Annotated in this window: 24 protein-coding genes and 1 pseudogene; 7 read left to right on the top strand and 18 right to left on the bottom strand. The window is 58.9% G+C overall.

Going from position 1 to position 26,912, the window contains the following annotated elements; all coding sequences use genetic code 11:
- Nucleotides 1-56 precede the first annotated feature (56 nt).
- Nucleotides 57-1,130 (bottom strand): AI-2E family transporter, encoded by a 1,074-nt coding sequence (locus PMI34_RS15245; RefSeq protein ID WP_008049711.1) that lies wholly within the window; start codon nucleotides 1,128-1,130, stop codon nucleotides 57-59.
- Between the two features lie 36 nt (nucleotides 1,131-1,166).
- The gene (locus PMI34_RS15250) at nucleotides 1,167-2,219 is read right to left on the bottom strand and encodes a DUF2066 domain-containing protein (RefSeq protein WP_008049710.1); all 1,053 of its coding nucleotides are present in this window, start codon (nucleotides 2,217-2,219) and stop codon (nucleotides 1,167-1,169) included.
- Between the two features lie 385 nt (nucleotides 2,220-2,604).
- Here PMI34_RS15250 and purM point away from each other — a divergent pair, with 385 nt between their 5' ends.
- From purM to PMI34_RS15275, 5 genes are all read left to right on the top strand, one after another.
- Nucleotides 2,605-3,663 (top strand): phosphoribosylformylglycinamidine cyclo-ligase, encoded by a 1,059-nt coding sequence (gene purM / locus PMI34_RS15255; protein ID WP_008049708.1) that lies wholly within the window; start codon nucleotides 2,605-2,607, stop codon nucleotides 3,661-3,663.
- A gap of 11 nt (nucleotides 3,664-3,674) precedes the next feature.
- Nucleotides 3,675-4,325: a phosphoribosylglycinamide formyltransferase gene (gene purN / locus PMI34_RS15260; protein ID WP_032829640.1), complete on the top strand. Its 651-nt coding sequence runs from the start codon at nucleotides 3,675-3,677 to the stop codon at nucleotides 4,323-4,325.
- An 8-nt stretch (nucleotides 4,326-4,333) separates the two neighbouring features.
- Entirely contained in the window at nucleotides 4,334-5,047 is a 714-nt protein-coding gene (locus PMI34_RS15265; RefSeq protein WP_008049705.1) for a DUF3108 domain-containing protein, read from the top strand.
- A 141-nt stretch (nucleotides 5,048-5,188) separates the two neighbouring features.
- Nucleotides 5,189-5,605: an OsmC family protein gene (locus PMI34_RS15270; protein WP_008049704.1), complete on the top strand. Its 417-nt coding sequence runs from the start codon at nucleotides 5,189-5,191 to the stop codon at nucleotides 5,603-5,605.
- A 62-nt stretch (nucleotides 5,606-5,667) separates the two neighbouring features.
- Nucleotides 5,668-6,528 (top strand): pirin family protein, encoded by an 861-nt coding sequence (locus tag PMI34_RS15275; RefSeq protein WP_008049703.1) that lies wholly within the window; start codon nucleotides 5,668-5,670, stop codon nucleotides 6,526-6,528.
- A 120-nt stretch (nucleotides 6,529-6,648) separates the two neighbouring features.
- Here PMI34_RS15275 and PMI34_RS15280 read toward each other — a convergent pair whose 3' ends face one another.
- The 4 genes from PMI34_RS15280 to PMI34_RS15295 form a co-directional block, all read right to left on the bottom strand.
- Entirely contained in the window at nucleotides 6,649-7,377 is a 729-nt protein-coding gene (locus PMI34_RS15280; RefSeq protein ID WP_008049701.1) for a dienelactone hydrolase family protein, read from the bottom strand.
- Between the two features lie 67 nt (nucleotides 7,378-7,444).
- Nucleotides 7,445-9,349, bottom strand: coding sequence for a molecular chaperone HtpG (gene htpG / locus PMI34_RS15285; protein ID WP_008049700.1), 1,905 nt, complete (start codon nucleotides 9,347-9,349; stop codon nucleotides 7,445-7,447).
- A gap of 81 nt (nucleotides 9,350-9,430) precedes the next feature.
- Nucleotides 9,431-9,883, bottom strand: coding sequence for a PaaI family thioesterase (locus PMI34_RS15290; protein ID WP_008049698.1), 453 nt, complete (start codon nucleotides 9,881-9,883; stop codon nucleotides 9,431-9,433).
- Nucleotides 9,880-10,356 (bottom strand): PaaI family thioesterase, encoded by a 477-nt coding sequence (locus tag PMI34_RS15295; RefSeq protein ID WP_008049696.1) that lies wholly within the window; start codon nucleotides 10,354-10,356, stop codon nucleotides 9,880-9,882. The genes PMI34_RS15290 and PMI34_RS15295 overlap by 4 nt, the downstream gene beginning before the upstream one ends.
- Before the next feature lie 158 nt (nucleotides 10,357-10,514).
- Between PMI34_RS15295 and PMI34_RS15300 the strand changes: the two genes are divergently transcribed.
- Nucleotides 10,515-10,778: a hypothetical protein gene (locus PMI34_RS15300; RefSeq protein ID WP_008049694.1), complete on the top strand. Its 264-nt coding sequence runs from the start codon at nucleotides 10,515-10,517 to the stop codon at nucleotides 10,776-10,778.
- 67 nt (nucleotides 10,779-10,845) lie between these two features.
- Here PMI34_RS15300 and PMI34_RS28565 read toward each other — a convergent pair.
- From PMI34_RS28565 to sdhC, 12 genes and pseudogenes are all read right to left on the bottom strand, one after another.
- Nucleotides 10,846-10,941: pseudogene (locus tag PMI34_RS28565) on the bottom strand (MAPEG family protein); the annotation flags it as partial.
- Between the two features lie 40 nt (nucleotides 10,942-10,981).
- Nucleotides 10,982-11,719, bottom strand: a complete 738-nt coding sequence (locus tag PMI34_RS15305; RefSeq protein WP_008049692.1) for a DUF599 domain-containing protein — start codon at nucleotides 11,717-11,719, stop codon at nucleotides 10,982-10,984.
- A 264-nt stretch (nucleotides 11,720-11,983) separates the two neighbouring features.
- Nucleotides 11,984-13,297 carry a branched-chain amino acid transport system II carrier protein gene (brnQ, locus tag PMI34_RS15310; RefSeq protein WP_008049691.1) on the bottom strand — a complete coding sequence of 438 codons (1,314 nt, stop codon included), beginning with the start codon at nucleotides 13,295-13,297 and terminating at the stop codon, nucleotides 11,984-11,986.
- Between the two features lie 456 nt (nucleotides 13,298-13,753).
- Nucleotides 13,754-14,635 (bottom strand): succinate--CoA ligase subunit alpha, encoded by an 882-nt coding sequence (sucD, locus tag PMI34_RS15315; RefSeq protein ID WP_007919877.1) that lies wholly within the window; start codon nucleotides 14,633-14,635, stop codon nucleotides 13,754-13,756.
- Nucleotides 14,635-15,801 carry an ADP-forming succinate--CoA ligase subunit beta gene (gene sucC / locus PMI34_RS15320; protein ID WP_007919879.1) on the bottom strand — a complete coding sequence of 389 codons (1,167 nt, stop codon included), beginning with the start codon at nucleotides 15,799-15,801 and terminating at the stop codon, nucleotides 14,635-14,637. The genes sucD and sucC overlap by 1 nt, the downstream gene beginning before the upstream one ends.
- A gap of 198 nt (nucleotides 15,802-15,999) precedes the next feature.
- On the bottom strand, nucleotides 16,000-17,436 hold the full coding sequence (lpdA, locus tag PMI34_RS15325) for a dihydrolipoyl dehydrogenase (protein WP_008049689.1): 1,437 nt from the start codon (nucleotides 17,434-17,436) through the stop codon (nucleotides 16,000-16,002).
- A gap of 105 nt (nucleotides 17,437-17,541) precedes the next feature.
- Nucleotides 17,542-18,759 (bottom strand): 2-oxoglutarate dehydrogenase complex dihydrolipoyllysine-residue succinyltransferase, encoded by a 1,218-nt coding sequence (gene odhB / locus PMI34_RS15330; RefSeq protein ID WP_008049688.1) that lies wholly within the window; start codon nucleotides 18,757-18,759, stop codon nucleotides 17,542-17,544.
- A 42-nt stretch (nucleotides 18,760-18,801) separates the two neighbouring features.
- On the bottom strand, nucleotides 18,802-21,633 hold the full coding sequence (locus PMI34_RS15335) for a 2-oxoglutarate dehydrogenase E1 component (protein WP_008049686.1): 2,832 nt from the start codon (nucleotides 21,631-21,633) through the stop codon (nucleotides 18,802-18,804).
- Nucleotides 21,634-21,886: 253 nt separating this feature from the next.
- Entirely contained in the window at nucleotides 21,887-22,591 is a 705-nt protein-coding gene (locus PMI34_RS15340; RefSeq protein ID WP_007998071.1) for a succinate dehydrogenase iron-sulfur subunit, read from the bottom strand.
- Between the two features lie 11 nt (nucleotides 22,592-22,602).
- On the bottom strand, nucleotides 22,603-24,375 hold the full coding sequence (gene sdhA / locus PMI34_RS15345; protein ID WP_008049684.1) for a succinate dehydrogenase flavoprotein subunit: 1,773 nt from the start codon (nucleotides 24,373-24,375) through the stop codon (nucleotides 22,603-22,605).
- A 3-nt stretch (nucleotides 24,376-24,378) separates the two neighbouring features.
- Nucleotides 24,379-24,747 carry a succinate dehydrogenase, hydrophobic membrane anchor protein gene (gene sdhD, locus PMI34_RS15350; RefSeq protein ID WP_008049683.1) on the bottom strand — a complete coding sequence of 123 codons (369 nt, stop codon included), beginning with the start codon at nucleotides 24,745-24,747 and terminating at the stop codon, nucleotides 24,379-24,381.
- Entirely contained in the window at nucleotides 24,741-25,115 is a 375-nt protein-coding gene (gene sdhC / locus PMI34_RS0127260) for a succinate dehydrogenase, cytochrome b556 subunit (protein WP_032829628.1), read from the bottom strand. The genes sdhD and sdhC overlap by 7 nt, the downstream gene beginning before the upstream one ends.
- Nucleotides 25,116-25,479: 364 nt before the next feature.
- Here sdhC and gltA point away from each other — a divergent pair, with 364 nt between their 5' ends.
- Complete coding sequence (gene gltA, locus PMI34_RS15355) at nucleotides 25,480-26,769, top strand: citrate synthase (protein WP_007959044.1); 1,290 nt, start codon at nucleotides 25,480-25,482, stop codon at nucleotides 26,767-26,769.
- The last annotated feature ends 143 nt before the right edge of the window (nucleotides 26,770-26,912 follow it).

The following is a 26,912-nucleotide window of genomic DNA, read 5'->3' as shown; positions in this document are numbered from 1 at the left end:
CCAGCAGGCTGATCCGGCACGAACCCGGGCAGCCTGCCATCGCCTATCGACAGCCCCTACACCTGCGGCTCGTCGGCGCCCCCGTAGATTTCAGAATCCTTATACAAATCATGCACGTGGCGCACCAGCACCATGATCACCGCGGCGACCGGCAATGCCAGCAGCACACCGGTAAAGCCAAACAGCTCACCACCGGCCAGGATCGAGAAAATCACGGCCACCGGGTGCAGGCCAATCCGGTCACCGACCAGCAAGGGGGTCAACACCATGCCCTCCAGCGCTTGACCGATCATGAATACCGCGACAATGCCGAGCATCGGGTAAAGATCACCGCCGAACTGGAACAGCCCCGCAAGCAGCGCCGCGCCAATGCCGATGATAAACCCCATGTACGGCACGATCGCCGCCAGACCGGCAATCAGGCCAATCAACAGGCCCAGCTCCAACCCGATCAGCATCAGGCCTGCTGCGTAGATCACACCCAAGGCCACCATCACCAGCAACTGTCCGCGCATGAACGCGCCGAGCACTTCATGGCATTCACCCGCCAAGGATACCGCGCGCGCTTCACGATCACGGGGCAGCAGGCTGCGGAGCTTGGCCATCATCAGGTCCCAGTCCCGTAACAGATAGAAGCTCACCACCGGAATCAACACCAGGTTCGCCAGCCAGCCGATCAGCGCCAGCCCCGAGGCCGTGGCATGGCTCAACACCACGCCGACAACATCAGTGGTCTGACTCATATGCTCGCTGATGGCGGCCTTGAGCTTGTCGAACTTCCAGAAACCTTCCGACAGGCCGAATTTCGATTGAGCCCAAGGCAGCGCCGTGTGCTGCAGCCAGTCGAGCATCTGCGGGGCCAGCTCATACAAACGAAACAACTGCCTGGCGAGCAACGGCACCAACACCAACAACAGCGCGGTGAAGATCAATGTAAACAGGGCGAACACCGCCACGACACCCCAGGTTCGGGACAAGCCTGCCTTCTCCAGCCGATCCACCAGCGGGTCGAACAGGTAGGCCAACAGCAGCGCCACCAGGAACGGCGTCAGGATCGGATGCAACAACCAGACAAACACACACAGCAGGACCACCCCACCGAGCCAGAACCAACGCCGCGTATCGGCCATGAACCACTCCATTGCTTCTATATAAAGAAAGAAAAACTACCAGCGAAAACGCAGTTGCGGGATCGGGGCCGGCGCGGCGGCGGGTATCGGGCTGCCGGTGGCCGGCTGAACGGGCGCTACCGGGGCCGGGGCCTGACCCGCCGGCGCTTCCTGCAACCTCGCCAGCGACAGTTGCGCACGCAGTTGTTCGGCGCTGCCATTGACCCGATAGAGAATCCGGTCGCCCTCGACACTTTGCACTCGCCCGCCAAACGGCTCCAGCAAACGCCCGAGCGACGCGTAGTGCTCAAGATTCATGCCTTGCACTTCCAGCAATTGCTCGCTCGAAGCACCGGGTTTTGCGACAAACCGCGGCGCCAGGCGCTCGTTGACCGCCAGCATCACCGCATCGGCCACGGCGGCCTGATCGGCGCCTTGCACGCTGCCCGCCTCTTTTTTGTCCCCCAGCCACAATTGCCACTTGGCTTGCCACTGCCCGCCCTCCTCCTTGGCGTGTACCGCGAGCAGGGCGTCGGCGTTGTAGCGTTCCGATGCCGCTTGCAAAGGCGCGGGATCTGCGCCCTCCAGATTCGGCGCGGTCGCAACGATCTGCTCATTCAAGTCCGCCAACGGCAAGCGCAATGGCAAACCACGGTGCTGGGCAGCCCGACGCAGCGGTGCCGCGCTGGCCTGGCCGTCGCCCACCAGGCTTGAACCCTCGGTGGAATCATTCAACCACCAGCCGAGGATCGACGGTCGATTGCCCCCCCACATGGCCAGGCCGGCGCGGCGCAAGGCCTGCTCGGTAGTACCCGGATCGAAGTCGACTTTCAAGACTTCCGGCGGCCCGGCCTCAAAGCCGTATTGGCTGATGATCTGTTGCGGGTCTTTGCGAATCGCCGCCAGCCCCGGACTTTGAGCGGCCTTGGGGTCGCCGGTCAGACGCAACACCAGTGTGTCCAACGCACGCTGTGTCGCCTGGTCGCGCTCCTCCGGCGACTGGCCATTGACCGGCTCGCGCACCTGGTAAAGGCCTTTGACGGTTTCGGCTTGACTGACCAGGCTGACCACTGACAAACAACTCACAAGCAAGAATTTACAAAAACGCATGGAAGATTCCTGACGACAAGAGCGGCTGGAACAGACCGCATGAAGACGATCGAGCAAGACTGTGACCGTTGCCCGACGTAAAACATTCACACGTTCCGGGTAAGTTTTCGCACTGTCATAACGATAGACGGTTAATGGCGACACCTTATACAGCCATGCAGGATGCCACCGACACCGCGCATCAACGGTTTTTTTTAACGGATATGGCCCTGCTGTCGGCCTGAGGATGGCCGCTGCGGCTCAAGCCTGATAAAATCGCGCGCCTTCGCAGACCGGCAACAGCCGGGAACCCTGAAATTCGCGCATGGCCCTCGCCTTCGCCTGTTTCGGCGGTCCCGATGGACTCGGTCGTTACCCAGAAATCCCCCCCCTAAAGGCCTGGATCATGAGCAAGCAACCCTCCCTGAGCTACAAGGACGCCGGTGTAGACATCGACGCCGGTGAAGCATTGGTCGAACGCATCAAGAGCGTCGCCAAGCGCACTGCGCGCCCGGAAGTCATGGGCGGCCTGGGCGGTTTCGGCGCCCTCTGCGAAATCCCGGCCGGCTACAAGCAGCCTGTGCTGGTTTCCGGTACCGACGGCGTCGGCACCAAGCTGCGCCTGGCCCTGAACCTGAACAAGCACGACAGCATCGGCATCGACCTGGTTGCCATGTGCGTCAACGACCTGGTGGTGTGCGGCGCCGAGCCGCTGTTCTTCCTCGACTACTACGCCACCGGCAAACTGAACGTCGACACCGCCGCCCAGGTTGTGACCGGCATCGGCGCTGGCTGCGAACTGTCGGGCTGCTCGCTGGTTGGCGGTGAAACCGCTGAAATGCCGGGCATGTACGAAGGCGAAGACTACGACCTGGCCGGTTTCTGCGTCGGCGTCGTGGAAAAATCAGAAATCATCGACGGCTCCAAGGTCGCTGCCGGCGATGCCCTGCTCGCCCTGCCGTCTTCCGGTCCGCACTCCAACGGTTACTCGCTGATCCGCAAGATCATCGAAGTGTCCGGCGCCGACATCGAGAATACCCAGCTCGACGGCAAGCCGCTGACCGACCTGTTGATGGCCCCGACCCGCATCTACGTGAAGCCGCTGCTCAAGCTGATCAAGGAAACCGGCGCGGTCAAAGCCATGGCCCACATCACCGGTGGCGGTCTGCTGGACAACATCCCGCGCGTCCTGCCAAAAGGCGCACAAGCCGTGGTTGACGTGGCAAGCTGGAATCGCCCGGCCGTGTTCGACTGGCTGCAAGAGAAAGGCAACGTTGACGAGAACGAAATGCACCGCGTGCTGAACTGCGGCGTGGGCATGGTCATCTGCGTCGCTCAAGAGCACGTTGAAGCGGCTCTCAACGTTCTGCGCGAAGCGGGCGAGCAGCCTTGGGTCATCGGCCAGATCTCCACCGCTGCCGAAGGCGCGGCTCAGGTTGAACTGAAGAACCTCAAGGCACACTGATGCAAGAGCGGATGTCCCAGACCTGTGATGTGGTGGTGCTGTTGTCCGGCACCGGCAGTAACTTGCAGGCCCTGATCGACAGCACGCGGACCGGCAACAGCCCGGTCCGCATCGCTGCGGTGATCTCCAACCGCGCCGACGCCTACGGCCTGCAGCGCGCCAGGGACGCGGGTATCGACACCCGCGCCCTGGATCACAAGGCTTTCGAAGGTCGCGAGGCCTTCGACGCCGCGCTGATCGAACTGATCGACGCCTTCAATCCCAAACTCGTGGTACTGGCCGGATTCATGCGCATTCTCAGCGCCGGTTTCGTACGCCACTACCAGGGTCGCCTGCTCAATATCCACCCCTCGCTGCTACCCAAATACAAAGGGTTACACACTCATGAGCGCGCGCTGGAGGCCGGCGACACCGAGCACGGCTGCTCCGTACACTTCGTCACCGAGGAACTCGATGGCGGACCACTGGTCGTACAGGCTGTAATACCGGTAGAGTTACAGGATTCGCCACAGAGTCTGGCGCAGCGGGTCCATGTTCAGGAACACCTGATCTACCCGATGGCCGTACGCTGGTTTGCCGAAGGTCGTCTGGCCCTCGGCGAGCAAGGTGCTTTACTGGATGGACAGTTACTCGCGGCCAGCGGCCACTTGATTCGAAACTAGGAGATTTTATGCGTCGCGCCCTGCTCTTCGCTTGCGCTCTGCTCGCCTTGCCCTTCGCCCAGGCGGCAGACCTTCAACCTTTCTCCGCCAGCTACACCGCCGACTGGAAGCAGTTGCCCATGAGCGGCACTGCCGAGCGCAACCTCGAAAAAACCAGCGATGGCAAATGGAAACTGAGTTTCAAGGCATCGATGATGATCGCCAGCCTGTCCGAGGAAAGCACCCTGACCATGGACAAGGACACGCTTCTTCCAGAGTCCTACCACTTTGAACGTGGCGGCTTGGGCAAGGCCAAGAAAGCGGATCTGGATTTCGACTGGAATACCAAGATGGTCACCGGTACCGATCGCGGCGACGCGGTCAAGGTTCCGTTGAACCGTGGCATGCTCGACAAATCCAGCTACCAATTGGCCCTGCAGCACGACGTCGCCGCCGGCAAAAAAAGCATGAGTTATCAGGTGGTCGACGGCGGTGAAGTCGATACCTATGACTTCCGCGTGCTGGGCGCTGAAAAGGTCGACACCAAGGCCGGCAAGATCGATGCGATCAAGGTTGAACGTGTACGCGACCCGACACAAAACAAACGCATCACCGTGATGTGGTTCGCCAAGGATTGGGATTACCTGCTGGTCCGCCTGCAACAAGTCGAAACCGACGGCAAGGAATACAACATCATGCTCCTGGACGGCACGGTCAACGGCAAACCAGTCAAAGGCAACTGATCCGGATCGATACCATGAAGCCCCGCCATTGCGGGGCTTTTTTGTGAGTTCGAAAATTGGAACGCCGACAAGCGCGATGGCTCTATACCTTCAAGGTCTTTTTTGATCGAATGAGATTTCCTGTCGCCCGCGAGGTTTCCCATGACCGTTACTGTCAACACCGTTTCTGCCGAAGGCTTTCGCCACAGCGTCCAGATCGATGACCATGAACTTTTCGCCGACGTGCCCGTCACGGCTGGCGGAGAGGGCTCGGCGCCGGAGCCGCACGATTATTTCGATGCCGCGCTGGGTGCCTGCAAAGCCTTGACCTTGAAGCTGTATGCCAGGAAGAAGGACATCCCGCTGACCGGTGTCGGCGTCGAGGTCAAGCGCGACAACAGCCTGGAACAGAAGGGCCAGTACGCGCTGCACGTCAAACTGACCCTCAAGGGCGTACTCACCGACGCCCAGCGCGATGAATTGCACCGCGTGGCCGATCGCTGCCCGATCCACAAGCTGATGACCACGTCTGAAGTCAGCATCGAAACGCATTTGTCCGAAGGCGCGTTCAGTCAATAGCGGCAAGCGTTGCGCAAGCGGGTTATGCTCGAACGCATTACCCGCTCAGCCTGGAACGCACCATGAACACTCCGCTCGTGATCCGCCCCCGCGCCGAAGATGTCGAAGGCCAGCCGATTCTCCGCCCACTGCCATCGGCCAAGTGCCGCAGCGTCGGGCCATTCGTGTTTTTCGACCATATGCTGGAAACCCGTTATCCACCGGGCAAAGGCATGAACATCCGCCAGCATCCGCACATCGGCCTGTCCACCCTCACCTACTTGTTCCAGGGGCAGATCCAGCACAAGGACAGCCTCGGTTCCGATCAAGTGGTCGGGACTGGCGACGTCAGCTGGATGACGGCCGGCAGTGCCATCGCCCACGTCGAACGCACGCCTGAGCCCCTGAAAAACACCGGCTTCACGATGCACGGCTTGCAGATCTGGCTGGCTTCGCCCAAGGACAAAGAACAAGGCCCGGGGCATTACAGTCACCATCCGGCGTCCACATTGCCGGTCAGCGAAAACCTGGGGGTGAAGATTCGCATGATTGCCGGGTCAGGCTTTTGCCTGGAATCCCCCGTGCCGGTGCTTTCTCCTACGTTGTACGCGGAACTGCACCTGCAAACGGCAACGACATTGCTCATCCCCACCGAGCATGAAGAACGTGCACTGTATGTGTTGAGCGGCGAGGTCCAGCTGGATGGCGAGCCGATAGAGCCGTACTCGCTGGTGGTACTGCCTGCCGGGGAAGAGATGACACTGTTTGCTGAAAGCGACAGTCACGCCGTGTTGTTCGGCGGTGCTCCGCTGGACGGGCCACGGCGGATCAACTGGAATTTTGTCGCAAGCGATCCGGCGGCGATTGATGAAGCACGCCGGCGTTGGGCGGCCGGCGACTGGCCGACGGTGCCGGGGGAAGTTGAGAGGATCGAATTGCCCTGAGATTTTAGTTGCCCGTGGAGCCGTCTTCGCGAGCAAGCCCGCTCCCACATTGGAACGCGACCAAATGTGGGAGCGGGCTTGCCCGCGAAGGGGTCGGCACTCACACCAACCAAATCATGGTCAGCCCTTGAACACTTCATCCAGCAAGTTATGCATCGACGTGAAAGCGCGGGCAGCGACCTTCGCGTCATACATCATCATGCCCGGCACATTGGCGTGCGGGTCGGTGAACGAGTGGAACGCACCGCCGTAGCTCAGCAACTGCCAATCCACACCCGCCGCATTCATTTCATCTTCGAATGCCGGCAACTGCTCCTTCGGCACCAATGGATCGGAAGCGCCATGCAGCACCAGGACCTTACCCTTGATGTTTTTTGCATCAGCCGGATTCGGTGTGTCCAGCGTACCGTGGAACGACACCGCGGCCTTCACCGGCGCGCCGGTACGGGCAAACTCCAAGGCGCAGCAACCGCCGAAGCAAAAACCGAATGTGGCCAGTTTCGAAGTGTCGACAGCCACTTCACCCTGGCTTTGCAACCGCTCGAACGCCGCCTGCATGCGTTTGCGCAGCAATGGGCGGTCATTTTTCAACGGCATCATGGCCGCGCCGGCCTCGTCATTGTTCGTCGGACGCACCGATTGACCGTAAAGGTCTGCGATCAGCACCACATACCCCTTGGAGGCCACCGACCGGGCGATCTCCTCTGCACCGGCGCTAACGCCCATCCAGTTCGGTGCCATCAACAGACCCGGGCGCGGGCCTTTATGGTCGGCATCGAAGGCCAGACGGCTTTCGTAATCTCGTCCATCAATCTGATAGGCAACGGAACGTACAGTGATTTGGCTCATTTCTGACTCCTGATTGTTGAACACCAGAATGAAAAAACCCGCCGAAGCGGGTTTTTCTGCAACACGGTTAAGCCGATAGCTCGACCAGCAGCTTGTTCAGACGGCGCACATAGGCCGCCGGGTCTTTCAAGCTGTCACCGGCCGCCAGGGCCGCCTGATCGAAGAGGATATGCGACAGGTCGCCGAAGCGCTCGTCGCTCTGCTCGTTGTCGAGCTTCTCGATCAGCGGGTGAGCCGGGTTGAATTCGAAAATCGGCTTCGAATCCGGAACCTTCTGGCCGCTGGCTTCCAGGATCTGGCGCATCTGCAAGCCCAGGTCCTGCTCGCCGATGGCCAGGATCGCCGGGGAGTCGGTCAGGCGATGAGACACCCGCACTTGCGCAACGGAATCGCCCAGGGCGGTCTTCAGACGCTCGACCAGACCTTCTTTGGCTTTGGCGACTTCTTGCGCGGCCTTCTTGTCCTCTTCCGAGTCCAGGTTGCCCAGGTCCAGGTCACCGCGCGCCACGTCGACGAAGCTCTTGCCGTCGAAATCGCTGAGGTAGCTCATCAGCCACTCGTCGATGCGGTCGGTCAGCAGCAGCACTTCGATGCCTTTCTTGCGGAAGACTTCCAGGTGCGGGCTGTTCTTGACCTGGGCGTAGGTTTCGCCGGTCAGGTAGTAGATCTTGTCCTGACCTTCCTTGGCGCGCGCCAGGTACTCGGCCAGGCCAACAACCTGCTCGCCATCGTCGCCGTGGGTCGATGCGAAACGCAGCAGGCCGGCGATTTTTTCCTTGTTGGCGAAATCTTCCGCCGGGCCTTCTTTCATGACCTGACCGAAGTTTTTCCAGAAACCCTTGTATTGCTCAGGCTCGTTCTTCGCCAGTTTTTCCAGCATGTCCAGGACGCGCTTGGTCAGCGCCGACTTCATCGAGTCGATGATCGGGTCTTTCTGCAGGATTTCCCGCGACACGTTCAGCGACAGGTCGTTGGAATCAACCACGCCTTTGATGAAGCGCAGGTACAGCGGCAGGAAGGACTCGGCCTGATCCATGACGAACACGCGCTGCACGTACAGCTTCAGGCCTTTCGGCGCTTCACGCTGGTACAGGTCGAACGGCGCACGGGTCGGCACGTACAGCAGCGAGCTGTATTCGAGCTTGCCTTCGACCTTGTTGTGGCTCCAGCTCAGCGGGTTCTCGAAATCGTGAGCGATGTGCTTGTAGAACTCCTGGTATTCCTCGTCCTTGATCTCGGTACGGGGACGGGTCCACAGCGCGCTGGCGCGGTTGACGGTTTCCCACTCAACGGCCGGCTTCTCTTCACCTTCGGCAGCGGCCACTTCTATCGGCAGCTCGATCGGCAAGGCGATGTGGTCGGAGTACTTCTTGATGATGTTGCGCAGGCGCCAGCCATCGGCGAACTCGTCTTCACCGGATTTCAGATGCAGGACGATGCGAGTGCCGCGTTCGGCCTTGTCGATGGTCGCAACTTCGAAGTCACCTTCGCCCTTGGACGACCAGTGCACGCCTTCGCTGGCAGCGCTGCCGGCACGACGACTGAACACATCGACTTTGTCAGCGACGATGAATGCGGAGTAGAAACCGACACCGAACTGGCCGATCAGGTGCGAGTCTTTCTTCTGGTCGCCGGTCAGGTGCTTCATGAAATCGGCGGTGCCGGACTTGGCGATGGTACCCAGGTGGGTGATCGCGTCTTCGCGGCTCATGCCGATACCGTTGTCTTCGAGGGTGACGGTTTTAGCGTCCTTGTCGAAGCTCACGCGGATTTTCAGTTCGGCGCCACCTTCCAGCAGCTCTGGCTTGGCCAGGGCTTCGAAACGTAATTTGTCGACAGCGTCAGAGGCGTTCGAGATCAATTCGCGAAGGAAAATTTCCTTGTTGGAATACAGCGAATGGATCATGAGATGCAGCAGCTGCTTCACCTCGGTCTGGAAGCCCAGGGTTTCCTTTTGAGTTTCCACACTCATGGTCATCAAACTCCAATCAGATGGCATAAGCCGCGACCTTGAGGGTCGACGGCGGGTTGTCATCTGAGTTGGGGGCTGAGTTCAGGATTTCAAGGGCTCTTCGAGTTTGAAATGTGCACGGGCCGTGGCAATGGGTTCGGCTTCGGTGCTTTGCCATGCGGTAATCGCCACATTGGCGACCCGGCGCCCCTGGCGCCAGACCTGGCATCGGGCCCAGGTATCGCGAAACTGACCGGCACGCAGGTAATCCAGGGAGAAGTCGATGATCTTCGGCACCCCGGGCGACCCGGTGAACACCAACAGGTGCAACGCTGCGGCCAACTCCATGAAGCCGGCGATCACACCGCCATGAATCGCCGGCAACAACGGGTTCCCGATGTTGTCCTTGTTCGCTGGCAGCTTGAACAGCAACTCATCTCCCACCCGTGAACATTCGACGCCGATCAGCCGGGCATAGGGAATCAAATCCAGCAGCGCGGCGTAATCGCCCTGCTCATGAGCCTTTTGCAATTGATCCTTCAGCGACTCGCTCATTGCGCACCTCCGGCAACCGCGCCACCAAAGCCCTTGGTGCCTTTGATGTTCTTGCCCATGCGCATGAAAGTACCCATCACATGGGCAATGGGTTGCCCGGGGTCATCCTGATAGGCGAAGCCACGGGCAAAAATCACGTCAGTGGTGACCCGATAGCACTGGGCAAAGCCGTAGACATCCTTATGCGGCTCGGCGGCGTGCATGTAGTCGATGCGCAGGTCGAGGGTCGGGCAGACTTCGAACTCCGGGAGCACGCAGAGGGTCGCCATGCCGCAGGCCGTGTCCATCAGCGAGGTCAGCGCTCCGCCATGAATCACACCGGTTTGGGGATTGCCGACGATCTGCAGGCTGTACGGCAACACAATCGTCAGCCCTTCATTGTTGGCACTGTGAACGCTTAGTCCAAGTACCTGGCAATGTCGCAGCGCCGACAGAAAGCGCTTCGCACGCTCAAAAACGGGGTTTTCAGCCATTTGATAAAAGCTCTTGTTTATGTCCGTACAGTGCGGTGGTGGTCCGGGTAAAAGTTCCGCACTAGAACAAACTTATATATCTGAAAGAATTAAGGAACTTAACCCTGATGTGTGGGCTCTTAATGCCAGTAGATGCTTTTCATCAGGAGAAACACCCCATGCGTAAGACTTTAGCTATTGCCTTGATGTTGACCGCTTCCCTCGGTCTCGCTGCCTGCGATAAAAAATCCGAGGACAAAGCTCAAGATGCTAACCAAAATGCTGAGCAAGCCCAGCAAAAAATGAACGAAGCTCAGGATAAAGTGAACGACGCGGCGAAAGAAAACGCCGAAGCCGCCAAAGATCAGGCTGAATCGAACGCAGAAGCGGCAAAAGAGGCTGCTCCAGCCACTCCGGCCGCACCGGAAGCACCTAAGAACTAATACGGTTTTTAGAGTGGCAAAAGAAAACCCGCCAAGTGCGGGTTTTCTTTTGCCTTGAAAAAAGTGGCTAGAGCAATTTCGTTCGAAAAGTCGGACTAATCATCAACAACAGCGAACAGATTAATCCCACCAGCCAAACCAGACTGCGCTGCCGAGCCAGATCTTCCATTAAGACACTGGATAGCCAGCGCGCGGGCGCCCGATCAAGCTGCCTCTTTACTCACCTCGGCCAATGGCGCCTCTGTAGGGGTATAGACCATCACGTCAAGAACGTCGGAATGAAACTCGCGACGATACAACACGAACACCACGCCGGCACTCATCAACATGAACAACCAGGGACTGACGAACCAGGCCAGCATGGTCATGCCGAAGTAGTAGGAACGCAGCCCGAAGTTGAACTGGTTGGCGGCCATGGAAATGACGCGGGCGGCACGTAGAGCGAACGCCTTGCGCTCCTGCTCCGACACATGACGCTCGCCGACCATCGGCGCCGAGCCCACCAGTACCGCTGCAAAGTTGTATTGGCGCATGCACCAGCTGAACGTGAAGAACGCATAGACAAACACCAGCGCCAGGCACAACAACTTGATTTCCGACATGCCCTGGGACGCCTGTTGCACCATCGGGATATCCGCCAGCAAGGATACCGCCCGCTCCGAAGCCCCCAGCACCGTGAGAATACCGGCCAGGATAATCAGCGTACTGGAGGCGAAGAACGACGCATTGCGCTCCAGATTGCCGATCACGCTGGCATCGGCGATGCGGTTGTCGCGCAGCAGCATGCGGCGCATCCAGTCCTCACGATACAAGTGCAGCACACTGGCCAGGCAAGCGGTGTCACGGCCTTTCCATGTGGCATAGCGGGTGTACCCGCCCCAGCAGATAACGAACCAGACGGCGGCAAGAATGTGGATCAGGTTGGCTTGGATGAACGACATGCAGGTCCTTGTAGTGTGCAAGAGGAGTACCGAATCCCTGTGGGAGCGGGCTTGCTCGCGAAGGCGGCTTATCATCCAACATTGATGTTGACTGACCCACAGCCTTCGCGAGCAAGCCCGCTCCCACATCAGGATTTGCAGTGCTTCGACGTTAGCCCAAGAAAAAAGACACTGCATCTGCCCCATAAAAAATGCCCCATATCGATTGATACGGGGCATTTCTGTTTTTGCTCAAGACCCGCTTGTGGCAGGTCGTGAAGCGACTTAAGCCAAGGCTTCGGCCCGCTTGCCCAGCAGGCGATCGCAAACCACCGCGACCACCAGTGTTATCACCGATGGCACCAGCCAGGCCAGGCCCTGCTCGCTCAGCGGCAGGTGGGCCATTTGCGTCGGCATCCAGTCCGCCAGGCCTGCACCCTTGAGGGCGTCAATCAGACCGAAGATGAACGACACCAGCATCACCGGGCCGAGGATACGACCCTGCTCATGCCAAAAGTCCTTGCAGAAGCTCAACGCCACCAGAACGATGCACGGCGGGTAAATCGCGGTGAGCACCGGGATCGAGAACGCAATCAGCTTGGTCAGGCCCAGGTTGGACACCAGCAGCGAGAACGCCGCCAGGATGATCACCAGTGTCTTGTAGGACAACGGCATCACACGGCTGAAGTACTCGGCGCAGGCGCAGGTCAAGCCGACCGCTGTCACCAGGCACGCCAGGGAGATCAACACGGCAAGGAAACCGCTGCCCAGCGAACCGAAGGTGTGCTGCACGTAAGCGTGCAATACCGCCGCGCCATTGGTTGCGCCAGCGGCTACTTCATGGCTGCCCGAACCGAGACGGAACAGGCTGACATACACCAGCGCCAGGCCCACGCCGGCAATCAGGCCGGCGATGATCGCGTAGCGGGTGATCAGTGCCGGCGACTCGACGCCGCGGGAACGGATGGCATTGACGATGACGATGCCGAACACCAGGGCGCCCAGGGTATCCATGGTCAGGTAACCATTGATGAAGCCTTGGGAAAACGGCGCTGCCACGTATTCAGGGGTTGCCTGGCCAATGTCACCGGCCGGCAAGGCAAACGCTGCAATGCCCAGCACGGCCAGGGCGATGATCTTCAGCGGCGCGAGGAAGCGCCCTACGGTATCCAGCAAACGGCCCGGATAGAGCGAGATGAAGAACACCAGCAGAAAGTACACCGAGCTGTACAGGAACAGCGCCAACGGGCTTTCGCCGGTCAGGGGCGCCAGGCCCACTTCGAAGGATACCGTCGCGGTACGTGGCGTCGCGAACAGCGGGCCGACAGCGAGGTAGCAAGCCGCTGCCAGCAGGCCACCGGCCACTTTACCGATCGGGCTGCTCAGCGCGTCCATGGCGCCGCCAACCTTGGCCAGCGCCACAACGGTGATCACCGGCAGACCCACCGCCGTGACCAGAAAACCCAGCGCCGCCATCCAGACATTGGGCCCGGACTGCAAACCGACGATAGGCGGGAAGATGATGTTGCCGGCCCCGACGAACAGGGCAAACGTCATAAAACCAAGTGCCAGGATGTCCTGGCCTTTCAACACTTTCATTAAGGAAATACCACACTACTGAATCGGAATTTAGAGAGGGATTTCCCTATGGGTGAGGGAAATGCTGTCAGTCCGTATAAGACCGACCCTTTTAGCGCGTTGCCGCCTTGTGGGCCGCAGACGCAAAAATGGTGCGTAGACTAACGAATTTGGCCGATAAACGCACTGTTAGAGGGCGAACTATCCGATCTACGACATTTTCGTGTCGCGTTTATGCATATAAATGGTTGGTGTCTGTAAGTCCGCCTTCGTCGGAACGCCGCCCGGGGCAAGCCCGCTCCCACAAGGATTTGTTGCGTTCATACGATTTGGACTACCCCGCAAAACCTGTGGGAGCGGGCTTGCCCCGGGCGGCGTTCCGACGAAGGGGCCGGCAGAGCCAACACAAATGCCGGAAACGACAAAGGCCACCCGAAGGTGGCCTTTGTTTGGTGAAGCGTCAGTCAAGCACGAAGCTTACTTGACAGCCCAACCGGTCAGCTCGGCCAGGGCCTTGCCGATGTCTGCCAGCGAACGCACGGTTTTAACGCCTGCGTCTTGCAGAGCAGCGAATTTCTCGTCCGCAGTGCCTTTGCCGCCAGAGATGATTGCGCCAGCATGGCCCATGCGCTTGCCCGGAGGAGCAGTCACACCAGCGATGTAGGAAACAACCGGCTTGGTCACGTGTGCCTTGATGTAGGCAGCCGCTTCTTCTTCAGCCGAACCGCCGATCTCACCGATCATCACGATCGCTTCGGTCTTCGGGTCTTCCTGGAACAGCTTCAGGATGTCGATGAAGTTCGAACCCGGGATCGGGTCACCACCGATGCCGACGCAAGTCGACTGACCGAAACCGGCGTCAGTGGTCTGCTTCACAGCTTCGTAGGTCAGGGTGCCGGAACGGGAAACGATACCGACCTTGCCTGGCAAGTGAATGTGACCTGGCATGATGCCGATCTTGCATTCGCCTGGGGTGATCACGCCTGGGCAGTTAGGGCCGATCAGGACTACGCCCAGCTCGTCGCACTTAACTTTAGCGTCCAGCATGTCCAGGGTAGGAATGCCTTCGGTGATGCACACGATCAGCTTGATGCCGCCGAAGGCAGCTTCCAGGATCGAGTCCTTGCAGAAAGGAGCCGGAACGTAGATCACGCTGGCGGTGGCGCCAGTGGCAGCTACAGCGTCTTTCACGGTGTTGAACACTGGCAGGCCCAGGTGCTCGGTGCCGCCTTTGCCTGGAGTTACACCACCGACCATCTTGGTGCCGTACTCGATGGCTTGCTGGGTGTGGAAACTACCTTGCGAACCGGTAATACCCTGGCAGATAACTTTGGTGTCTTTATTGATCAGGACGCTCATTATTTGCCCTCCGCAGCTTTGACAACTTGTTGAGCAGCGTCGGTCAGGCTGGTAGCAGCGATGATGTTCAAACCGCTTTCTGCCAGTACTTTAGCGCCCAGCTCAGCGTTGTTGCCTTCAAGGCGAACAACAACCGGGATTTTCACGCCGACTTCTTTCACGGCGCCGATGATGCCTTCGGCAATCATGTCGCAACGAACAATGCCGCCGAAGATGTTGACCAGTACTGCAGCGACGTTAGTGTCGGACAGGATGATCTTGAACGCTTCGGTAACGCGTTCCTTGGTAGCACCGCCGCCCACGTCGAGGAAGTTGGCTGGTTTGCCGCCATGCAGGTTGACGATGTCCATGGTACCCATGGCCAGGCCAGCACCGTTGACCATGCAACCGATGTTGCCTTCCAGCGCTACGTAGTTCAGTTCGAACTTGGCAGCGTGCGCTTCGCGCGGATCGTCCTGCGACGGATCGTGGAAAGTCTTCAGCTTAGGCTGACGGTACATGGCGTTGGCGTCGATGTTGATCTTGGCATCGAGGCAATGCAGATCGCCGTCAGCCTTGATCACCAGCGGGTTCACTTCCAGCAGGGCCAGGTCGTGATCCTTGAACAGTTTGGCCAGACCTACGAAGATCTTGGCGAACTGGGCAACTTGCTTGCCTTCCAGACCCAGCTGGAATGCCAGCTCGCGACCCTGGAATGGCTGAGCGCCAACCAGTGGATCGATAGTGGCCTTCAGAATTTTTTCTGGAGTGTCGTGAGCGATTTTCTCGATGTCCACGCCACCTTCGGTGGAAGCCATGAACACGATACGACGGCTCGAACGGTCAACGACAGCGCCCAGGTACAGCTCTTTAGCGATATCAGTGCACGATTCAACCAGGATCTTGGTGACTGGCTGACCGTTGGCGTCAGTCTGGTAAGTCACCAGACGCTTGCCCAGCCACTGCTGTGCGAAGGCTTTGGCGTCTTCTTTGCTGCGAACCAGCTTTACGCCGCCCGCTTTACCGCGACCACCGGCGTGGACCTGGGCTTTGACAACCCACTCGCTGCCGCCGATTTTGTCGCAAGCTTCTGCTGCTGCTTCCGGGGTGTCTACCGCGTAACCGGTGGAAACTGGCAGGCCGTATTCAGCGAACAGCTGCTTACCCTGATACTCGTGAAGATTCATGCTTATTACCGTCTTCGTTAGGTACTGCGCATTCGGTGCTGCACTCATTCAAGTGCCGCACCACCTGTGACTGCTGCTTGCATAGCCTTTCCGGATACCCGGTGCAGCTATGCAAGACTGCGTCCAGCGGATATTCCGCGGTGAGTCTTGCATGCAAGGCTCACGACGGGCCAAACCGCCGTGGTTTCTTATTATGTCTTAACGCTTCTTGCGGTTGGCGATGTGGATGGCGCCGCCATTCACAGCCAAAGCAGCTTCGTGCAAGGCTTCAGACAGGGTCGGATGGGAGAAAACCATCATGCCCAGGTCTTCAGCGCTGGTGCCGAATTCCATACCGATCGCGCCCTGCTGAACCAGTTCCGCGGCGCTTGGGCCAATCACGTGGACGCCCAATACGCGGTCTGTCTTGGCATCTGCGATGACCTTGACGAAACCACCGGTGTCATTGGCAGCCATGGCACGGCCAGAGGCTGCGAACGGGAAGGTACCGACGTTAACTTCAACGCCTTCAGCTTTCAAGGCCTGCTCGGTTTTACCAACCCATGCGATTTCCGGGTGAGTATAAATAACCGACGGGATCAGATCATAGTTCATCTGGGCCTTGTGGCCCTTGATGCGCTCGACAACCATGATGCCCTCTTCCGAGGCTTTGTGCGCCAGCATCATGCCGCGAACCACGTCGCCGATGGCGTAGACGCCCGGTACGGTGGTGGCGCAGTGATCGTCAACGTGCACGAAACCGCGCTCGTCCAGGGTCACGCCGCAGTCGGCAGCCAACAGATCAGTGGTCACCGGACGGCGACCAACGGCTACGATCAGCTTGTCGAAAGTGATGTTCTGTTCGCCCTTGGCATCGGTGTAGTTCACCACGACTTCGTCGCCGTTCACTTTGGAACCGGTTACGCGAGCGCCCAGCTTGATGTCCAGACCCTGTTTGGTCAGGGTTTTCAGCGCTTCCTTGGAAACAGCGGTGTCCGCTGCCATCAGGAAGGTGTCCAGGGCTTCCAGGACAGTCACTTGCGCACCCAGACGCGACCAGACCGAGCCCAGTTCCAGACCGATCACGCCAGCGCCGATCACGCCCAGACGCTTGGGCACGGATTGGAATTCCAGGGCGCCAGTCGAATCGACGATCACATTCTGGTCAACCGGAGCCGGCGGAATGTCGATCGGACGCGAACCTGGAGCCAGGATGACGTTTTCGGCTTCGATGATTTCAACCGAGCCATCCGGCTTGGTGACTTCGACTTTCTTGCCGGCCAGCAGCTTGCCGTGACCCTGGATCGAGGTCACACCGTTGGCTTTGAACAGCGTCGCAACGCCGGAGGTCAGGCCTTTGACGATGTTGGCTTTACGGCCGACCATCGCTGGCACGTCCATGGTCACGCCAGCGTGATTGATACCGTGGATCGCGAAACCGTCCTGGGCTTCGTGGAATTTCCACGAGCTGTCCAGCAGGGCCTTGGATGGAATGCAGCCGACGTTCAGGCAAGTACCGCCCAGAGCCAGTTTGCCTTCCTTGTCGGTGTACTTCTCGATGCAGGCCGTCGAAAGACCAAGCTGGGCGGCCTTGATGGCAGCCACGTAACCGCCAGGGCCTGCGCCGATCACTACTACGTCAAATTTCTGAGTCATAAAAGGTTCCCTTTTAGCAACAAGCTACAAGCCGCAAGCTGCAAGCCTGAAGCCGCTCGCTCGTTTTGAGCTTGAGGCTTGCAGCTTGCAGCTTGCAGCTGCTTTTTAGATATCCAGCAACAGACGAGCCGGATCTTCCAGCAGGTTCTTGATGGTCACCAGGAAGGTCACAGCTTCTTTGCCATCGATCAGACGGTGATCGTAGGACAGTGCCAGGTACATCATCGGACGGATAACGACCTGACCGTTGATGGCCATCGGACGCTGGATGATGTTGTGCATGCCCAGGATGGCTGCTTGTGGCGGGTTGACGATCGGGGTCGACATCATCGAACCGAAAGTACCACCGTTGGTGATGGTGAAAGTACCACCGGTCATTTCGTCCATCGACAGTTTGCCGTCGCGGGCTTTCTTGCCGAAGGTGGCGATGCCGCCTTCGATTTCAGCCAGGCTCATCAGTTCGGCGTTACGCAGGACCGGCACAACCAGGCCGCGATCGCTGGAAACTGCAACGCCGACGTCAGCGTAGCCGTGGTAAACGATGTCGCCGCCGTCGATCGACGCGTTGACAGCCGGGAAGCGTTTCAGCGCTTCGGTGGCCGCTTTCACGAAGAACGACATGAAGCCCAGGCGCACGCCGTTGTGGGACTTCTCGAACAGGTCCTTGTACTTCGAACGCAGTGCCATGACTTCGGTCATGTCGACTTCGTTGAAAGTGGTCAGCATCGCCATGTTCGATTGAGCTTCAACCAGACGCTTGGCCACGGTGGCGCGTACGCGGGTCATCGGTACGCGCTTCTCGATGCGATCGCCAGCGGCAAACACAGGAGCAGCGGCAGCCGGAGCAGCAGCCTTGGCAGGTGCGGCAGCAGGAGCAGCTTTCTTGGCTTCGACAGCGGCAACCACGTCTTCCTTGGTTACACGACCATCTTTGCCGGTGCCTTTGACGGAAGCCAGGTTGATGCCGTTTTCTTCGGCCAGCTTGCGAGCAGCTGGAGCTGCGATAGCGTCTTCGTCAGCGCCGGCAGCTGGAGCAGCGGCAGCAGCGGCCGGAGCAGCAGCGGCTGGAGCAGCGGCAGCAGCGCCGCCTTCAACGATGGAGCCCAGGACTTCGTCGGACAGAACGGTTTCGCCTTCGTTCTTGACGATAGCGCCCAGCACGCCGTCAGCGGTAGCCAGCACTTCCAGCACGACTTTGTCGGTTTCGATGTCGACGATCAGCTCGTCGCGCTTGACCGCGTCGCCCGGTTGCTTGTGCCAGGTGGCAACGGTGCCATCGGCAACCGATTCCGGGAAAGTGGGGGCTTTGATCTCGATAGCCATTGTCTGTGGTTCCTTAAATTCGGTTTCAGGTGCGCGAAGGCGTTAAACAGTAAAGGCGTCTTGCAGCAGTTTTTCCTGCTGTTCGGCGTGCATCGATGCGTAACCGCATGCTGGTGCAGCAGAAGCCTCACGGCCCGCGTACTCGAGTACGAGAGACTTGTTGAGGTTGCTGATGCTGCGACGCATGTGGTGTTGGCTGCAGTACCACGCACCCTGGTTCATCGGCTCTTCCTGACACCAGACGGCATGCTTGACGTTGGTGTAAGGCGCCAGGACTTCTTTCAAGTCGTCCTCAGGGAATGGGTACAGCTGCTCGATACGCACGACAGCGATGTCGTCACGACCTTCGGCACGGCGTTTTTCCAGCAGGTCGTAGTAGACCTTGCCGCTACACAGAACAACGCGCTCGACCTTTTTCGGGTCTTGGGCATCGATTTCCGGGATAACGGTCTGGAACGAACCTTCGGCCAGATCTTCCAGCGTCGAGATGGCCAGCTTGTGGCGCAGCAACGACTTCGGAGTCAGGACTACCAGTGGCTTGCGCAGCGGACGAATCACCTGACGGCGCAGCAAGTGGTAGATCTGAGCCGGCGTCGTCGGCATGCACACCTGGATGTTGTGCTCGGCGCACAATTGCAGGTAACGCTCCAGACGAGCCGAGGAGTGCTCCGGGCCCTGACCTTCATAACCGTGCGGCAGCAGCATGGTCAGACCGCACAGGCGGCCCCACTTGTGCTCGCCACTGGTGATGAACTGGTCGATAACTACCTGGGCGCCGTTGGCGAAGTCGCCGAACTGGGCTTCCCAGATAACCAGGGCGTTCGGCGTGGTGGTCGAGTAACCGTACTCGAACGCCAGTACCGCTTCTTCGGACAGGAACGAGTCGTACAGGTCGAAACGCGGCTGACCGTCGTACAGGTTCTGCAGCGGGATGTAGGTGCCCGCGTCCTTCTGGTTGTGCAGGACAGCATGGCGGTGCGAGAACGTACCGCGGCCGATGTCCTGGCCAGTCATGCGAATCGGATGACCTTCGAACGCCAGGGTCGCGTACGCCATGGTTTCGGCGTAACCCCAGTTGATCGGCAGGCCGCCGGCTTGCATCTTCTGGCGGTCTTCGTAGATCTTGGCAACCTGGCGCTGAACCACGAAGCCTTCCGGAATTTCCAGCAGCTTGGCGGACAGTTCCTGCAAGGTCTTGAGGTCGAAGCGAGTGTCGTGACGCGCGGTCCAGGCGTGGCCCAGATACGGACGCCAGTCCACGAACAACTCTTTGTTCGGCTCTTTGACCAGGCTTTTCACCACGTGCAGACCGTTGTCCAGCGCGTTGCGGTATTCGTCGACTTTCGCCTGAACACGCTCTGCGTCCAGCACACCGCCCTGGGTCAGACGATCGGCATACAGTTCACGGGTGGTGCGCTGCTTGGTGATCTGCTGATACATCAGTGGCTGGGTGCCGCTTGGCTCGTCGGCCTCGTTGTGGCCGCGACGACGGTAGCAGACCAGGTCGATCACCACGTCACGCTTGAACTGCATGCGGTAGTCGATGGCCAGCTGGGTCACGAACAATACGGCTTCCGGATCATCACCATTCACATGGAGGATCGGCGCCTGGATCATTTTCGCAACGTCGGTCGCGTACTCGGTGGAGCGCGAGTCCAGCGGGTTGCTGATGGTGAAACCGACCTGGTTGTTGATCACGATGTGCACGGTACCGCCGGTCTTGAAACCGCGGGTCTGCGACATCTGGAAGGTTTCCATGACCACGCCCTGACCTGCGAACGCAGCGTCACCGTGGATGGAGATCGGCAGAACCTTCTCACCGGTCTGATCGTTACGACGGTCCTGACGGGCGCGAACCGAACCCTCGACCACCGGGGAAACGATTTCCAGGTGGGACGGGTTGAACGCCATGGCCAGGTGAACTTCACCGCCGGAAGTCATCACGTTGGACGAGAAGCCCTGGTGGTATTTCACGTCACCGGAACCCAGCTCGACCTTCTTCTTGCCTTCAAACTCGTCGAACAGCTCGCGCGGGTTCTTGCCGAAGGTGTTGACCAGCACGTTCAGACGGCCACGGTGGGCCATGCCGATGACGATTTCCTTGGTGCCATAGGAACCGGAACGCTGGATCAGCTCGTCGAGCATCGGAATCAGGCTTTCGCCGCCTTCCAGACCGAAACGCTTGGTACCCGGGTATTTGGTGCCCAGGTATTTTTCCAGGCCTTCGCCGGCGGTCACGCGCTCAAGCAAGTGGCTCTTGATGTCGGCGGAGTACGTCGGACGACCGCGCACGCTTTCCAGTCGCTGCTGGAACCACTGGCGCTGCTCGGAATCGGTGATGTGCGTGAACTCAGCGCCGATGGTGCGGCAATATGTCTGCTGCAACGCTTCGTGAATTTCGCGTAGGCTCGCTTCCTCTTTGCCGATGAACAGGTCGCCGGCACGGAAGGTCGTATCAAGATCGGCATTGGTCAAGCCGTAATGATTGATCGACAGGTCTGCAGGTGCAGGACGCTGCCACAGCCCCAGCGGGTCAAGCTGGGCTGCCTGGTGGCCACGCATACGGTAGGCCTGGATCAATCGCAGCACTTCAACTTGCTTCTTCTCGTGCTCACTGCTCACGCTGCCGGCGGAAACCGGTTGGGCGCGGCGCTGGTTCTTTGCCAGCAAGACGAAATGATCGCGAATTGTGGAGTGCGAAACATCGGTGGCAGAGTTGCCGTCAGCAGGCAACTTCTGGAAGTAGGTGCGCCACTCTTCTGGCACAGCGTTAGGGTCGTGCAGGTAGAGCTCGTAAAGCTCTTCCACATAGGCAGCGTTACTACCGGATAGGTAGGCACTGTTCCACATGCGCTGCATCACGCTTTCTTGCATGCTTGGTCACCCTCGGTTAGGGGAACACCATCGGTGTCGACACCGAGCAAACTTGCAGAAGTCCGAATGCAGCGACCAAAACAAGCCACTAGGATCACACTGATAGTCCGGGTACCAGCCCGGATGCCCCTGCTTGTCTCATTTCTTCAAAATAAGAGCCGCAGCCTTTTAAGCTGCTGCTCAGGTTAAAACTACGGCGCCGGTTGAAGCCTGCGCCGTAGCATCTACGGGTACAGCGGGTACAGCAGCTGAATCACACGCCGCTGGAAAGCAGCATGTTACGGATGTGACCGATGGCCTTAGTCGGGTTCAGGCCTTTCGGACATACGCTGACGCAGTTCATGATCCCGCGGCAGCGGAATACGCTGAACGGGTCATCCAGCGAAGCCAGACGCTCGGACGTCTTGGTGTCACGGCTGTCTGCCAGGAAGCGGTACGCTTGCAGCAGGGCAGCCGGACCCAGGAACTTGTCCGGGTTCCACCAGAAGGACGGGCAAGAGGTCGAGCAGCAGGCGCACAGGATGCACTCGTACAGACCGTCCAGCTTTTCACGCTCTTCAGGGGACTGCAGACGCTCGATGGCCGGAGCCGGCGTGTCGTTCTGCAGGTATGGCTTAACCTTTTCGTATTGCTTGTAGAAGATGCTCATATCGACGACCAGGTCACGGATAACCGGCAAACCTGGCAGAGGACGAACGATCAACTTGTTACCTTTTACGACAGCAGACAGCGGCGTGATGCACGCCAGGCCGTTTTTGCCGTTGATGTTCATGCCGTCGGAACCGCAAACACCTTCACGGCAAGAGCGACGATAGGAGAAACCCTCGTCCTGCTCTTTGATCAGGGCCAGCACGTCCAGCACCATCAGGTCTTTACCACCGGTATCGACCTGGAATTCCTGCATGAACGGCGCGGCGTCCTGATCAGGGTTGTAACGATAAACGCTGACTTGCAACATGGCGGCCACCCTTAATAAGTCCGAATCTTAGGTTCAAAAGTCGGAACAGTCTTCGGCGAGAAGTTCACGGCACGCTTGGTCACGCGCTTGTCACCCGGGAAGTACAGGGTGTGGCACAGCCAGTTTTCGTCGTCACGATCTTCGAAGTCTTCACGGGCGTGAGCACCACGGGACTCTTTACGTACTTCTGCAGCGATGGCGGTGGCTTCGGCCACTTCCAGCAGATTCTGCAGTTCCAGAGCTTCGATACGCGCAGTGTTGAACGCCTGCGACTTATCGTTGATCTTCACGTTGGCGATGCGCTTGCGCAGGTCAGCCAGCTGGGCAATACCCTTCTGCATGTATTCGCCGGTACGGAATACACCGAAGTAGTTCTGCATGCAGTTTTGCAGCTCGCGACGCAGGGTAGCCACGTCTTCGCCTTCGGTACGATTGTTCAGAGCGTTCAGGCGCGACAGGGCAGCTTCGATATCGGCTTCGGTAGCGTCGTCGTATTCGATGCCGTCGGTCAGTGCCTTTTCCAGGTGCAAGCCGGCAGCGCGGCCGAATACCACCAGGTCGAGCAGCGAGTTGCCGCCCAGACGGTTGGCACCGTGAACCGATACGCAAGCCACTTCGCCTACTGCGAACAGGCCCGGGATGATGGCATCGACGCCATCAGCGTCCTGGGTGATCGCCTGACCGTGAATGTTGGTGGCAACGCCGCCCATCATGTAGTGGCAAGTCGGAACAACCGGAACCGGAGCAACAACCGGGTCAACGTGCGCAAACGTCTTCGACAGTTCGCAGATGCCTGGCAGGCGGCTGTGCAGCACTTCCTCGCCCAGGTGGTCGAGCTTGAGCATCACGTGGTCGCCATTCGGACCGCAACCGTTGCCGGCGATGATTTCCTTAACCATCGAGCGGGCAACAACGTCACGACCGGCAAGGTCTTTGGCGTTCGGAGCATAACGCTCCATGAAACGCTCGCCATGCTTGTTGATCAGGTATCCACCTTCACCACGGCAACCTTCTGTAACCAGCACACCGGCGCCGGCGATACCGGTCGGGTGGAACTGCCACATTTCGATGTCTTGCACCGGCACGCCGGCACGCAGCGCCATGCCGACGCCGTCACCGGTGTTGATCAGGGCGTTGGTGGTCGATGCGTAGATACGACCCGCACCGCCGGTAGCCAGTACAGTGGCCTTGGCACGGATGTAGGTGGTTTCGCCGGTTTCGATGCAGATGGCGATCACGCCGACGAACTCGCCTTCGCCGTTCTTCACCAGATCGACAGCGTAGTACTCGTTCAGGAACACGGTACCGGCTTTCAGGTTGCCCTGATAAAGGGTGTGCAGCAGAGCGTGACCGGTACGGTCGGACGCAGCGCAAGTACGCGCAGCCTGGCCGCCTTTACCATAGTCCTTGGACTGACCACCGAATGGACGCTGGTAGATACGACCTTGCTCGGTACGCGAGAATGGCATACCCATGTGGTCCAGCTCGTAAACGGCAGCCGGGCCTTCCTGACACATGTATTCGATAGCGTCCTGGTCACCGATGTAGTCGGAACCCTTGACGGTATCGTACATGTGCCAGCGCCAGTCATCGTTCGGGTCAGCGGACGCGATCGCGCAGGTGATGCCGCCCTGGGCGGATACGGTGTGCGAACGGGTCGGGAAAACCTTGGTGATCACGGCAGTCTTGTGACCGCCCTGTGCCAGTTGCAGCGCTGCGCGCATGCCGGCACCGCCACCACCAATAATGATGGCGTCGAAAGAAATCGTTGGAATGTTAGCCATGACTCAGATACCCCAGAGAATCTGCACGCCCCAGACGAAGTAAGCGAACATCGCAACGCCGCATACCGCCTGGAAAAGGAAACGTATAGCGGTCGCGGACTTGCCGAACGCCATTGGCGTCAGGTAGTCGGTCGCGATGGTCCACATGCCGACCCAGGCGTGAGCGCCGAGGGCAACGAGGGCCAGGAGGCTGAAAATACGCATTCCGTTGTGGGCGAACAGTTCATGCCACTGGGCGTACTCGAGGCCAGGATTGGCCACGATGTATCCGATCAGGAAGATGAAGTAAGCCGCGAGAACGACCGCAGACACACGTTGCGCCATCCAGTCATAGAGGCCCGAACGCGACAGGTTCGTGACGTTAGTTACCATATCCAAACTCCTGCCAGAACGATTACCACCACGGAAACGGCGATAACGATTTTCGAGCCCAGCTTGCCGCCTTCCAGCGTCTCACCGATGCCCATGTCCATGATCAAATGGCGCACACCGGCTACCAGGTGATAAAGCAGAGCGGACAGGATGCCCCATGTCACTAGCTTGGCTAGCGGACTGGTCAGACACGCTTTCACCTGACCGAAGCCTTCCTCGGAACTCAGCGACTTGTCCAATGCGTAAAGCATGATGGCAAGGCACACGAAGAGGATGACACCGGAAATTCGGTGAAGGATGGACGTGTAAGCAGTGACTGGGAGTTTGATGGTCCTTAGGTCTAGGTTTACAGGTCGTTGGCTTTTCACGGCTTTTTTTTCACACTGAAGAGCCCCTAACAATCAGGGCAAAGTTGTTGGGGAGTGCACTGGTCAGGTAACCACCACCCAGGGATGCGACCCCCAATGAAAGCAAGCCCAAAAGCCCTTGGCGGTCGGTGGCCGAGTATAGACAGTTAGGCTACTAATGACAACGCAAACACCTAACCCAAACAGCTGATTGCGCAACTGGCATAAAAGGCGTAAATGGCAGCCAATTTCGAGAAAAAAGTCCGGTTAAAGCCTTCTGGAGCAAGACTTTAGGCAAATTGACATTCGAATTTATCTCACTATAGTGGTGCGGGCCCTGCGTGGGGGGTCTGTCTGATGATTTCAAGCATAAATAGGAGGCCACATGGCTGACAAAAAAGCGCAGTTGATCATCGAGGGCGCAGCCCCCGTCGAGCTGCCCATTTTAACCGGCACCGTTGGTCCCGATGTTATCGATGTTCGGGGCCTGACGGCCACGGGCCGTTTCACCTTTGACCCAGGCTTCATGTCGACCGCCTCGTGCGAGTCGAAGATCACCTATATCGACGGCGACAACGGCATTCTGCTGCACCGCGGCTACCCGATCGAACAGCTGGCTGAAAAGTCGGACTATCTGGAAACCTGCTATCTGCTGCTCAACGGCGAACTGCCGACCGCAGAACAGAAGGCCCAGTTCGTCGGCACCGTGAAGAACCACACCATGGTTCACGAGCAGCTGAAGACCTTCTTCAACGGCTTCCGTCGCGACGCCCACCCGATGGCCGTCATGTGCGGCGTAGTCGGCGCTCTCTCGGCGTTCTACCACGACTCCCTGGACATCAATAACCCGCAGCATCGCGAAATCTCCGCGATCCGCCTGGTTGCCAAGATGCCGACCCTGGCCGCGATGGTTTACAAGTACTCCATGGGCCAACCCATGATGTACCCGCGCAACGACCTGTCGTACGCGGAAAACTTCCTGCACATGATGTTCAACACCCCGTGCGAGATCAAACCGATCAGCCCGGTACTCGCCAAGGCCATGGACCGGATCTTCATCCTCCATGCCGACCACGAGCAGAACGCTTCGACCTCCACCGTACGCCTGGCCGGTTCTTCGGGTGCCAACCCGTTCGCCTGTATCGCCGCCGGCATCGCTGCACTGTGGGGCCCTGCCCATGGCGGTGCCAACGAAGCCGTACTGACCATGCTCGATGAAATCGGCGATGTTTCGAACATCGACAAGTTCATCGCCAAGGCCAAGGACAAGAACGATCCGTTCAAACTGATGGGCTTCGGTCACCGCGTTTACAAAAACCGCGACCCGCGCGCCACGGTAATGAAGCAGACCTGCGACGAAGTGTTGAAGGAACTGGGCATCCAGAACGATCCGCAACTCGAACTGGCCATGCGCCTGGAAGAGATCGCCCTGACCGACCCGTACTTCATCGAGCGCTCGCTGTACCCGAACGTCGACTTCTACTCGGGGATCATCCTCAAGGCGATCGGCATTCCAACCAGTATGTTCACCGTGATCTTCGCCCTGGCGCGGACCGTCGGCTGGATCTCCCACTGGAAGGAAATGCTCTCCAGCCCGTACAAGATCGGCCGTCCGCGCCAGTTGTACACCGGCTACGAGTCGCGTGACATCACCAAGCTGGAAGACCGCAAGTAAGATCTGTCTTGCTGTAGCGTGTTGAGTTGTACCGGGAACGGCCTCTGCTTTTTATATAGCAGGAGGCCGTTTTTGTTTGTGCGCCTTTTTGATCGTGGGCATATCCGTTATTCAGGTAACTGCGGCTTATGGTTCCGCTCTTA

Source organism: Pseudomonas sp. GM74 (assembly GCF_000282455.1).
Taxonomy (GTDB): Bacteria; Pseudomonadota; Gammaproteobacteria; order Pseudomonadales; family Pseudomonadaceae; genus Aquipseudomonas.
The sequence above is the reverse complement of the archived record's forward strand: the minus strand, read 5'-3'. Positions and strand labels throughout refer to the sequence as shown.

What these genes read in the sequence shown, in the direction of transcription:
- PMI34_RS15300 (WP_008049694.1), top strand. Translation starts at nt 10,515, where the DNA reads ATGCGTAAGACTTTAGCTATTGCCTTGATGTTGACCGCTTCCCTCGGT.
- PMI34_RS15270 (WP_008049704.1), top strand. Translation starts at nt 5,189, where the DNA reads ATGACCGTTACTGTCAACACCGTTTCTGCCGAAGGCTTTCGCCACAGC.
- PMI34_RS15295 (WP_008049696.1), bottom strand. Translation starts at nt 10,356, where the DNA reads ATGGCTGAAAACCCCGTTTTTGAGCGTGCGAAGCGCTTTCTGTCGGCG.
- purM (WP_008049708.1), top strand. Translation starts at nt 2,605, where the DNA reads ATGAGCAAGCAACCCTCCCTGAGCTACAAGGACGCCGGTGTAGACATC.
- brnQ (WP_008049691.1), bottom strand. Translation starts at nt 13,297, where the DNA reads ATGAAAGTGTTGAAAGGCCAGGACATCCTGGCACTTGGTTTTATGACG.
- PMI34_RS15290 (WP_008049698.1), bottom strand. Translation starts at nt 9,883, where the DNA reads ATGAGCGAGTCGCTGAAGGATCAATTGCAAAAGGCTCATGAGCAGGGC.
- odhB (WP_008049688.1), bottom strand. Translation starts at nt 18,759, where the DNA reads ATGGCTATCGAGATCAAAGCCCCCACTTTCCCGGAATCGGTTGCCGAT.
- PMI34_RS15305 (WP_008049692.1), bottom strand. Translation starts at nt 11,719, where the DNA reads ATGTCGTTCATCCAAGCCAACCTGATCCACATTCTTGCCGCCGTCTGG.
- PMI34_RS15275 (WP_008049703.1), top strand. Translation starts at nt 5,668, where the DNA reads ATGAACACTCCGCTCGTGATCCGCCCCCGCGCCGAAGATGTCGAAGGC.
- sdhD (WP_008049683.1), bottom strand. Translation starts at nt 24,747, where the DNA reads ATGGTAACTAACGTCACGAACCTGTCGCGTTCGGGCCTCTATGACTGG.
- htpG (WP_008049700.1), bottom strand. Translation starts at nt 9,349, where the DNA reads ATGAGTGTGGAAACTCAAAAGGAAACCCTGGGCTTCCAGACCGAGGTG.
- sucD (WP_007919877.1), bottom strand. Translation starts at nt 14,635, where the DNA reads ATGAGCGTCCTGATCAATAAAGACACCAAAGTTATCTGCCAGGGTATT.
- PMI34_RS15340 (WP_007998071.1), bottom strand. Translation starts at nt 22,591, where the DNA reads ATGTTGCAAGTCAGCGTTTATCGTTACAACCCTGATCAGGACGCCGCG.
- PMI34_RS15245 (WP_008049711.1), bottom strand. Translation starts at nt 1,130, where the DNA reads ATGGCCGATACGCGGCGTTGGTTCTGGCTCGGTGGGGTGGTCCTGCTG.
- lpdA (WP_008049689.1), bottom strand. Translation starts at nt 17,436, where the DNA reads ATGACTCAGAAATTTGACGTAGTAGTGATCGGCGCAGGCCCTGGCGGT.
- PMI34_RS15335 (WP_008049686.1), bottom strand. Translation starts at nt 21,633, where the DNA reads ATGCAAGAAAGCGTGATGCAGCGCATGTGGAACAGTGCCTACCTATCC.
- sdhA (WP_008049684.1), bottom strand. Translation starts at nt 24,375, where the DNA reads ATGGCTAACATTCCAACGATTTCTTTCGACGCCATCATTATTGGTGGT.
- PMI34_RS15265 (WP_008049705.1), top strand. Translation starts at nt 4,334, where the DNA reads ATGCGTCGCGCCCTGCTCTTCGCTTGCGCTCTGCTCGCCTTGCCCTTC.
- PMI34_RS15250 (WP_008049710.1), bottom strand. Translation starts at nt 2,219, where the DNA reads ATGCGTTTTTGTAAATTCTTGCTTGTGAGTTGTTTGTCAGTGGTCAGC.
- sucC (WP_007919879.1), bottom strand. Translation starts at nt 15,801, where the DNA reads ATGAATCTTCACGAGTATCAGGGTAAGCAGCTGTTCGCTGAATACGGC.
- purN (WP_032829640.1), top strand. Translation starts at nt 3,675, where the DNA reads ATGTCCCAGACCTGTGATGTGGTGGTGCTGTTGTCCGGCACCGGCAGT.
- gltA (WP_007959044.1), top strand. Translation starts at nt 25,480, where the DNA reads ATGGCTGACAAAAAAGCGCAGTTGATCATCGAGGGCGCAGCCCCCGTC.
- PMI34_RS15280 (WP_008049701.1), bottom strand. Translation starts at nt 7,377, where the DNA reads ATGAGCCAAATCACTGTACGTTCCGTTGCCTATCAGATTGATGGACGA.